The organism is Arsenicicoccus cauae, from assembly GCF_009707125.1.
Lineage (GTDB): Bacteria > Actinomycetota > Actinomycetes > Actinomycetales > Dermatophilaceae > Arsenicicoccus > Arsenicicoccus cauae.
This window is the reverse complement of sequence record NZ_WLVL01000019.1, coordinates 153,417-160,716: the sequence shown is the minus strand read 5'-3', so window position 1 is coordinate 160,716 and position 7,300 is coordinate 153,417. Positions and strand designations below refer to the sequence as shown.

Annotated in this window: 6 protein-coding genes; 3 read left to right on the top strand and 3 right to left on the bottom strand. The window is 73.5% G+C overall.

Annotated elements, in window-relative coordinates:
• Positions 1 to 144 precede the first annotated feature (144 nt).
• From GGG17_RS05605 to GGG17_RS05595, 3 genes are all read left to right on the top strand, one after another.
• The gene (locus tag GGG17_RS05605) at positions 145 to 1,050 is read left to right on the top strand and encodes a DMT family transporter (RefSeq protein ID WP_154592778.1); all 906 of its coding nucleotides are present in this window, start codon (positions 145 to 147) and stop codon (positions 1,048 to 1,050) included.
• Positions 1,051 to 1,116: 66 nt separating this feature from the next.
• Complete coding sequence (locus GGG17_RS05600) at positions 1,117 to 2,730, top strand: phospholipase D family protein (protein ID WP_154592777.1); 1,614 nt, start codon at positions 1,117 to 1,119, stop codon at positions 2,728 to 2,730.
• Between the two features lie 417 nt (positions 2,731 to 3,147).
• Complete coding sequence (locus GGG17_RS05595) at positions 3,148 to 4,335, top strand: AI-2E family transporter (protein ID WP_195849124.1); 1,188 nt, start codon at positions 3,148 to 3,150, stop codon at positions 4,333 to 4,335.
• A gap of 40 nt (positions 4,336 to 4,375) precedes the next feature.
• Here the strand turns inward: GGG17_RS05595 and GGG17_RS05590 are convergent, their stop codons facing one another.
• The 3 genes from GGG17_RS05590 to GGG17_RS05580 all read right to left on the bottom strand — a co-directional run bounded on the left by GGG17_RS05590 (position 4,376) and on the right by GGG17_RS05580 (position 7,268).
• Positions 4,376 to 4,798, bottom strand: coding sequence for an SRPBCC family protein (locus tag GGG17_RS05590; RefSeq protein ID WP_154592775.1), 423 nt, complete (start codon positions 4,796 to 4,798; stop codon positions 4,376 to 4,378).
• A 71-nt stretch (positions 4,799 to 4,869) separates the two neighbouring features.
• The gene (locus GGG17_RS05585; RefSeq protein ID WP_154592774.1) at positions 4,870 to 5,718 is read right to left on the bottom strand and encodes a sulfite exporter TauE/SafE family protein; all 849 of its coding nucleotides are present in this window, start codon (positions 5,716 to 5,718) and stop codon (positions 4,870 to 4,872) included.
• A 5-nt stretch (positions 5,719 to 5,723) separates the two neighbouring features.
• Positions 5,724 to 7,268: a CYTH and CHAD domain-containing protein gene (locus GGG17_RS05580; protein WP_154592773.1), complete on the bottom strand. Its 1,545-nt coding sequence runs from the start codon at positions 7,266 to 7,268 to the stop codon at positions 5,724 to 5,726.
• Positions 7,269 to 7,300 lie beyond the last annotated feature (32 nt).

The window sequence follows — 7,300 nt, the reverse complement described above, 5'->3', positions numbered from 1 at the left end:
CTCGAAGAAAGACATCATCCGCTGCCTCAAACGACTCATCGCCCGCGAGATCTACTACGTCCTCACCCGGGAGCGCATCGAGCCCGGACACCTCGCTACCGCCGCTTGACATCCATAGGAGCATCCTGACGGTAGGTTCGGGGGGTGCTCGCCATCCCCCTCGCCCTCGCGTCGGCCGTGCTCTACGGCGTCTCCGACTTCCTGTCCGGGGTGCAGTCGCGACGCCGGCACTTCCTGATCGTGGGCGCGGTGGCGCAGACCTTCTCCGCCGCCGGGCTCACCCTGGTCGCCCTCGCCCAGCGCCAACCGCTCACGCACGACGCCCTCCTCTGGGGCGCCGTCGCCGCCACCGGGCACTGCTCCGGCACCCTCATGCTGACGCGCGGCCTGGCCTCCGGGTCGATGCACGTCGCGGGTCCGCTGTCGGCCGTGTGCGCGGCCGGGCTCCCGGTCGTCCTCGGCGTCGCCCTCGGCGAGCGACCCAGCCTGCTGGCCGGCATCGGGATCCTGCTCGCCCTGCCCGCCGTGTGGGCGGTCGCCGCCGGCGAGAGCGATCCGGGCTCGGCTCCCGGCGAGACCCACCTCGTCGAGCCGGACCGGCCGGACCAGGGCCGTACGCCGACCGCGCCGGCCACCGCCGGACGGGCCGGGGTGCGCGACGGGCTGCTGGCCGGGGTGGGCTTCGCGGTGTTCTTCATCGCGCTGGCGCAGGCCGGGCCGGGATCCGGGTCCTGGCCCGTCGCCGTCTGCCAGCTGGCCTCGCTGGTGGCGATGTGGGCGATCGTGGCGCGGAAGCGCCCGGCAGGGTCGGTGCGGGAGGCGCTGCCCGCGTGGGTCGTCGGGGTGACGGGGTGCCTCGGGTCGCTCACCTACTTCCTGGCCGGCAACGCCGGCGGCGGGCAGCTGACGGTCGTCCCCGTGGTCGCGTCCCTCTACCCGGCGTTCACGGTGCTCCTCGCGATGGGGCTGCTCGGCGAGCGTGCCTCGCGCGACCAGGTCGCGGGCCTGGTCGCCTGCGCGGTGGCGGTGGCCCTGATCGCGGCGGGGTGATGCGGACGCGGTGAGGATCCGGCCGTTGGTGGCCCGCAGGGCGTCATACGCGCCAGGATGGGGACCATGTCGATCCGTGAATGGTTGATCACCCGGTCCGAGCGCGCCAACCCGCGGACCACGATCGACGACCGGCACCCCGGTGACCAGGCCTGGAGCGACGGCAACGTGGCGACGCCGTTGATCCACGGGCGGACCTACTTCGCGGACCTCTACCCACGGATCGAGGCGACCGGGCCCGGGGACCTGCTGTGGTTCACCGACTGGCGCGGCGACCCCGACGAACGCCTCGTCGCCGACGACCCCAACTCCGCGATCGTCGCGGTGCTGGCGCGTGCGGCCCGACGCGGGGTGGACGTACGGGGACTCGTGTGGCGCTCGCACTGGGACAGGCTCGCGTTCTCCGGCGCCGAGAACAGACGGTTCGGCGAGCAGCTGCAGAGCGCCGGGGCCGAGGTGTTGCTCGACATGCGGGTGCGCACCGGCGGCAGCCACCACCAGAAGTTCATCGTCATCCGGCACCGCGACGACCCTGGCCGCGACGTCGCCTATGTCGGCGGCATCGACCTGTGCCACTCGCGGCGCGACGACGACGACCACCACGGGGACCCCCAGGCGCAGGACATGGCCGATGAGTTCGGTGACAGCCCGCCCTGGCACGACGTGCAGGTGCGTCTGGAGGGACCCGCGGTCCACGACGTCGAGACGGTCTTTCGCGAGCGGTGGAACGACCCGACCCCGTTGTCCCGCAGCCCGATCCGCAAGCTGGCCGACAAGCTGCGCGGCGACGACACCGACCCGGACCCGCTGCCGGACCAGACGCCCCCGCCGCCCGCGATCCCCGGCGCGACCCACCACGTGCAGCTGTTGCGGACCTATCCCAACCTGCGGCACGGCAGGGACTACCCGTACGCCCGCGGCGGCGAGCGGAGCGTGGCGCGGGGCTACTCCAAGGCGCTGGAGCGCGCGGAGCACCTGATCTACATCGAGGACCAGTACCTCTGGTCCAAGGACGTCGCCGAGCAGTTCATCGAGACGCTGCAGACGAGCCCCGACCTGCACGTCATCGCGGTCCTGCCGCAGGTGCCCGACCAGAGCAGCCCACTGTCCCGGACGCCGCAGCTCTACGGCCGCGACCAGGCGGTGCGGCTGATCGAGGAGGCCGGCGGCGACCGGTTCGCGCTCTATGGGATCGAGAACCTCGCCGGCACACCGGTGTACGTCCACGCCAAGGTCTGCGTGATGGACGACCGTTGGGCCACGATCGGGTCCGACAACTTCAACCGGCGCTCATGGACCCACGACTCCGAGCTGTCGGCGGTGGTCTGGGACGACGAGGGGGAGGACCACAACGCCTATGCCCGCCGACTGCGGCTGCGGCTCGCGGCGGAGCACCTGGGCCGGGAGCTGCCGCCGGGTGCCACGGACGCCGAGATCGCCCGCGTGATGGCGGACTGCCTCACCGCCGAGGGGATGTTCGCCGCGTATGCCGACTGCGCCCGCCGCCTCGACGACTGGCACGACGGCGGGCGCGTCGGAGAGCGGCCTCCCGGACGGCTGCGCAGCATCCCCCCGGTGGAGCAGTCGCGGCTCACCCAGGCGTGGGCGCGCGTGGTCTACGAGGTGCTGCACGACCCGGACGGCCGGCCCAAGCCGCTGCGCCGGGCCGCCCGCTTCTAGCCCTACCGGGGGTAAGGGCATCGACCGGGCTTCGTTCGCCAAGTCGATGATCCCGCCGGGGGTAAGGGCATCGACCGGGCTTCGTTCGCCAGGTCGATGATCCCGCCGGGGGTAGGGGCATCGACCGGGCTTCGTTCGCCAGGCCGATGATCCGGCCCCCGGTAGGTCCGGCAGGGGGCTCCCAGGCTGGGCCGGGCACAATGGCTGGCGGAACGCCAGGCGGGGGACGAGAGGACACACATGGAGCACGACGACGCGCAGCCGCGCGACGCTGGCGGCGGAGCCGCAGCCGACCGCGGGCCACGGCCCGGCCGCGCCACCGTCGGGGGCAGTCGGCTGAGGGGAGCGGTGGGCTCCGTCACGCGCACCGTCCGGGCGCGGCTGGACGCGCCGCCCCCTTCGCAGTGGGGGAGCACCATGTCGTCCCCGCAGACCACACCGGTGCCCACGACCGTGCACGTCACCATGCCCGAGCCCACCCGGCCCGAGTCCGACCCGGTCCCTCGCGGGGTGCGGGTGGCGGCGGCCTGGAGCTGGCGCCTGCTGCTCATCGTGGCCGCCGTCTACCTCGTGGCCCAGGCGTTGGCGGCCGTCCCCATCGTCACGATCCCGTTCGTCGTCGCGCTGCTGCTCACGGCGGTGCTCGGCCCCGTCCAGCGGCGGCTGCACCGCGGGGGCCACGTGCCGCACTCCCTGGCGGCGTTCCTCGCGCTGCTGCTCGGCATCGCGGTGATCGGGGCGATCGGCACCTTCGTCGCCCTGCAGATCTCGGCCAACGCGCCTCGTATGTCGGAGCAGTTCACGCACTTCCTCGACGACGCGAGCCGCTGGCTGCGAGAGGGTCCGTTGCACCTGAGCGACTCCCAGGTCGCGAAGTACTTCCAGGAGCTCTCGGACACCATCTCCAAGAACCAGGGCACCCTCGTCACCGGCGCGATCACCACGCTCTCGACCCTGTCGCATGTCATCGCGGGCGGTCTGCTGCTCCTGCTCAGCACCTTCTTTCTCCTCCGCGACGGCGAGGTCATCTGGCGCTGGGTGCTCGGGCTGCTGCCGATGGGTTCGCGCCGCCGCATCGACCAGGTGGGCCGGGTCGGCTGGCACACCCTCGGCGGCTACATGCGGGGCGTGACCATCATCGCGACGCTGCACGCGACCACGATCTACGTCGTCCTGCACGTCCTCGACGTGCCGTTGGCCCTGGCCCTGTCGGTCCTGATCTTCGTCGGGTCGTTCATCCCGCTGATCGGCATGACGGTGACCGGGATCTTCTGCATCATGGTCAGCCTCATCGAGCACGGCCCTGCGGCAGCCCTGGTCGTCGCCATCACGATCGTCGTCCTCGTGCAGCTGGAGGCCCACCTCTTGCAGCCGCTGATCATGAGCCGCAACGTCGAGGTGCACCCGCTCGGGGTGGCCCTGGCCGTGCTGGCCGGCACGTCGGTGGCGGGCGTGGCCGGGGCCTTGTTCGCCGTGCCGATCGTGGCCTTCGCCAATGCGACTTTGCGGGCGGTGCACCTGCCCCTGCCGCCCACCGAGGAGGAACGCGAGGAGCAGGCCCGGGCCGCCGCGGGCCAGCTGCCGCTCGAGGGCTACCCCGAGTAGCCGAGCCGGCCCGAGACCACCCGCCGCCGCGCGGCGGACCTCAGGCGAGCGCCTCGATGCGCGCGGCGATCGCCTCGAGCGCCCGGTCCAGGCCGGCGTCGATGGTGGCGGGGTCGCCGTGCTCGGTGCTGAGGCTGATCTCGACCGTCGACTCCGTGGCGCGCTCGACGTCGCCCCCGACGTCGCCCCCGACGGTCAGCGACCCACGGTAGCTGTGCCGCTCCGACCCCCAGCGCATCGCCCGCGCCTCCTGGTCGACCTCGAGCCAGGCGGTGCCCTGCACCTCCAGCTCGCGCGTGCCGTCGGGGGTCACGACGGCGGTGACCGTCACGGTGCCGTCGTCGTGCGGCTCCACGCGACGCATCCGCGGCATGAAGTCCGGCAGGTGCCGCGGGTCCCGCAGGTACCCGAAGGTCACGTCGGCGGGCGCGTGGACGGTGACGGTGCGGCGGTGCTCGGACATGGCGGCTCCTCCTGAGGCTGGTGCCTCCAGTCCTACCACCCAGCCGCTCCGCGCCGACCACCGGCCCCGGGTCAGCCGCGCAGGGTCTGCAGCAGCGTCACGGCGGCGACGACCACGAGGAGTATGCCGAACGCCAGCTGCAGCCGGGGTGGGGGCACGTGGCGACCGACCCGAGCGCCGATCAGGCCGCCCACGACCATCGAGACCGTCAGCGCGGTGGTCAGCGGCCAGTCCAGCCGCGCCAGGGTGGGCCACCGCCACACCAGCGACGTGAGGCAGTTGCCGGCGATGACGAGCAGGGACGTGCCCACCGCCACGCGCATCGGCACGCGCAGCAGCGTCAGCGCCGGCACGATCGCGAACCCCCCTCCGACGCCGAAGAACCCGGTCAGCAGGCTCACCCCGGTCGCGGCGCCCACGAGCGGGCCCCACCGGGTGCGGTGAGCCACCCGGTGCGACCCGGCCGCGCCGCCGGCCAGACCGTCGACCGGCACGTCGGGCTGCCCCCGGTGCACCGGAACCCCTGGGTCGGAGGCGCCCGCGTCCCGCCCCCGCCGCACCATCAGCACGGCGATGACGAGCAGCAGCCCGCCGAACATCGCGAGCAGCAGTTCCTCGTCGACCAGGTGGGACAGCCGGGTCCCGAGGGCCGAGCCGAGCACGCCGCACAGGACGAAGGCCCCCGCCATACGGGCATCGACGAGCCCCCGGCGACCGGAGGACCAGGCCGACACGAGCGAGGCGAGACCCACGACGACCAGGCACATCGTGGTGGCCGGGACCGCGTCGATCCCGAGGCCGAGGACGAGGGCGGGCACGAGCAGCACCGCGCCGCCGCCCCCGAGGGCGCCCATGACGACACCGATCAGCAACCCGGCCAGCGCCCCGACGAGCAGGGCCGCCGGGATCGCGGTCAGCACGGCCGCTAGACCTGCTTCCAGCCCTTGAGGCGGCGCTTGGCGACCTTGCCGACCGCCTTGCGGTAGTCCTTGGACGCGAGCTCGCCCTGCAGCGCCTCCTCGATGCCCTGCAGGCGGCCGTACGTGAAGGCGTTCTCGCCGTGACGCTGGGCGCGCAGGCCGAGGTCGCGCAGCGCCTCCTGGGTGATCGCGCTGTCCTGGTGCTCGCCGAGCACCTCGGCGAGGTTCTCGCTGGACTTGCCGAGCTGCTTGCCGCGCAGCCCGAGCACGACGGTGCTCGACTCCGCGGCGTAGCGCAGCCGCTTGGCGGCCTTGCGCACCTCGTGCAGCGCGGTCTCGGCGCGGGCCGGATCGTCGATCGCCGAGGCCTGACGGACGGCGCGTCGCATCCGGCGCCAGTCGCGACCGAGCAGCCGGGGCACGACCAGGCGGGCCGGGTCGTCGGCGAGGGGCGTGGTCGGGGGCGTCATGACGAGCCTGTCCAGGGCGTCGAGCAGGGCGTAGTAGCGCTCGTGCTCCAGCCCTCGCCGCAGCCGGGTCATGGCCCGGTCGTAGTCCTTGCCGAGCTCGGTGTCGATACGGTCGGCGACCGGGCCGAGCACCGCCTGGGACGGCTGCTTCTCGACGAGGGCGAGCAGCCGTTCGCGCAGCACCTCGGCGTCGCGGGCGCCGCCGAGGGTGTCGGCCAGCACCTTGAGCTCGGTGCGCAGGTGGGTGGTCAGCTCGTCGTCGAGCAGGGGGCCGTATGTCGACAGCAGCGTGCGCAGCCGCCTGGTCGCGACCCGCATCTGGTGGACGGCGTCAGGCGCGCCGGTGCGGGCACCAGCGTCCTCGGCCTTGAGCCGCTCGACGGTGGTCTGCAGGGCCGCCATCATGACCTGGCCGGCGGTGGGCTTCTTGGGGACGGTGTGCACGGCCGGCGGCGGCGGGGCGAGGGGGCCGAGGGCGCGGGCCAGCTTGGAGGGGCCTGCGGCGGGTCGGGCGCCGGCGGCCAGCAGGACGCGCTCCACCGCGTCGAGCAGCGGCACGGGCCCGTCGACGAGCTCGACCTCCCACTCGCTCCAGGCGGACGGGTCGACGCCGGGGCGCAGGGGCGTGGCGGTGACGGTGTCGGAGCACACCTCGGCCAGGAGGGTCCGCGCCTCGTCCCCGGCATACAGCTCGGTGGTCACCCGCTGGTTGGTGAGCCGCACGACCGGGGTGAGGGCTCGTCCCCGGGTGTGGGCCAGGACGTGGGGGAGCAGCTCGGCGGGGACCTCGAGGAGGGACAGGTCCGTCTCGCCGAGCGGGGCGTGCAGCTCGCGGCGCACGTCCTTGCGCGCCGGCAGCTTGAGGTGCCAGCCCTCGTCGCCGCCCCCGGTGCGGCGGCGCAGCGTGATGCGGGCCCGCGCTAGCGCCAGGTCGTCGGTGTCGAGATAGATCGCGTCGAGCTCGACCGGTGGCCGCAGCTCGACCTGGTCCACGCCCGGCAGGGTGACGAGCGAGGGCAGCGCTGCCCCCGCCTCGACGTCGTACTTGCGCTCGATCTCACGATGCTCCGTCGCACTCACGCGCCCATCATCCCCGACCCGGACCCCTGGTG

Excerpts from the sequence above, each read along its gene's own strand:
- GGG17_RS05600 (WP_154592777.1), top strand. The coding sequence starts at position 1,117 with ATGTCGATCCGTGAATGGTTGATCACCCGGTCCGAGCGCGCCAACCCG.
- GGG17_RS05595 (WP_195849124.1), top strand. The coding sequence starts at position 3,148 with ATGTCGTCCCCGCAGACCACACCGGTGCCCACGACCGTGCACGTCACC.
- GGG17_RS05590 (WP_154592775.1), bottom strand. The coding sequence starts at position 4,798 with ATGTCCGAGCACCGCCGCACCGTCACCGTCCACGCGCCCGCCGACGTG.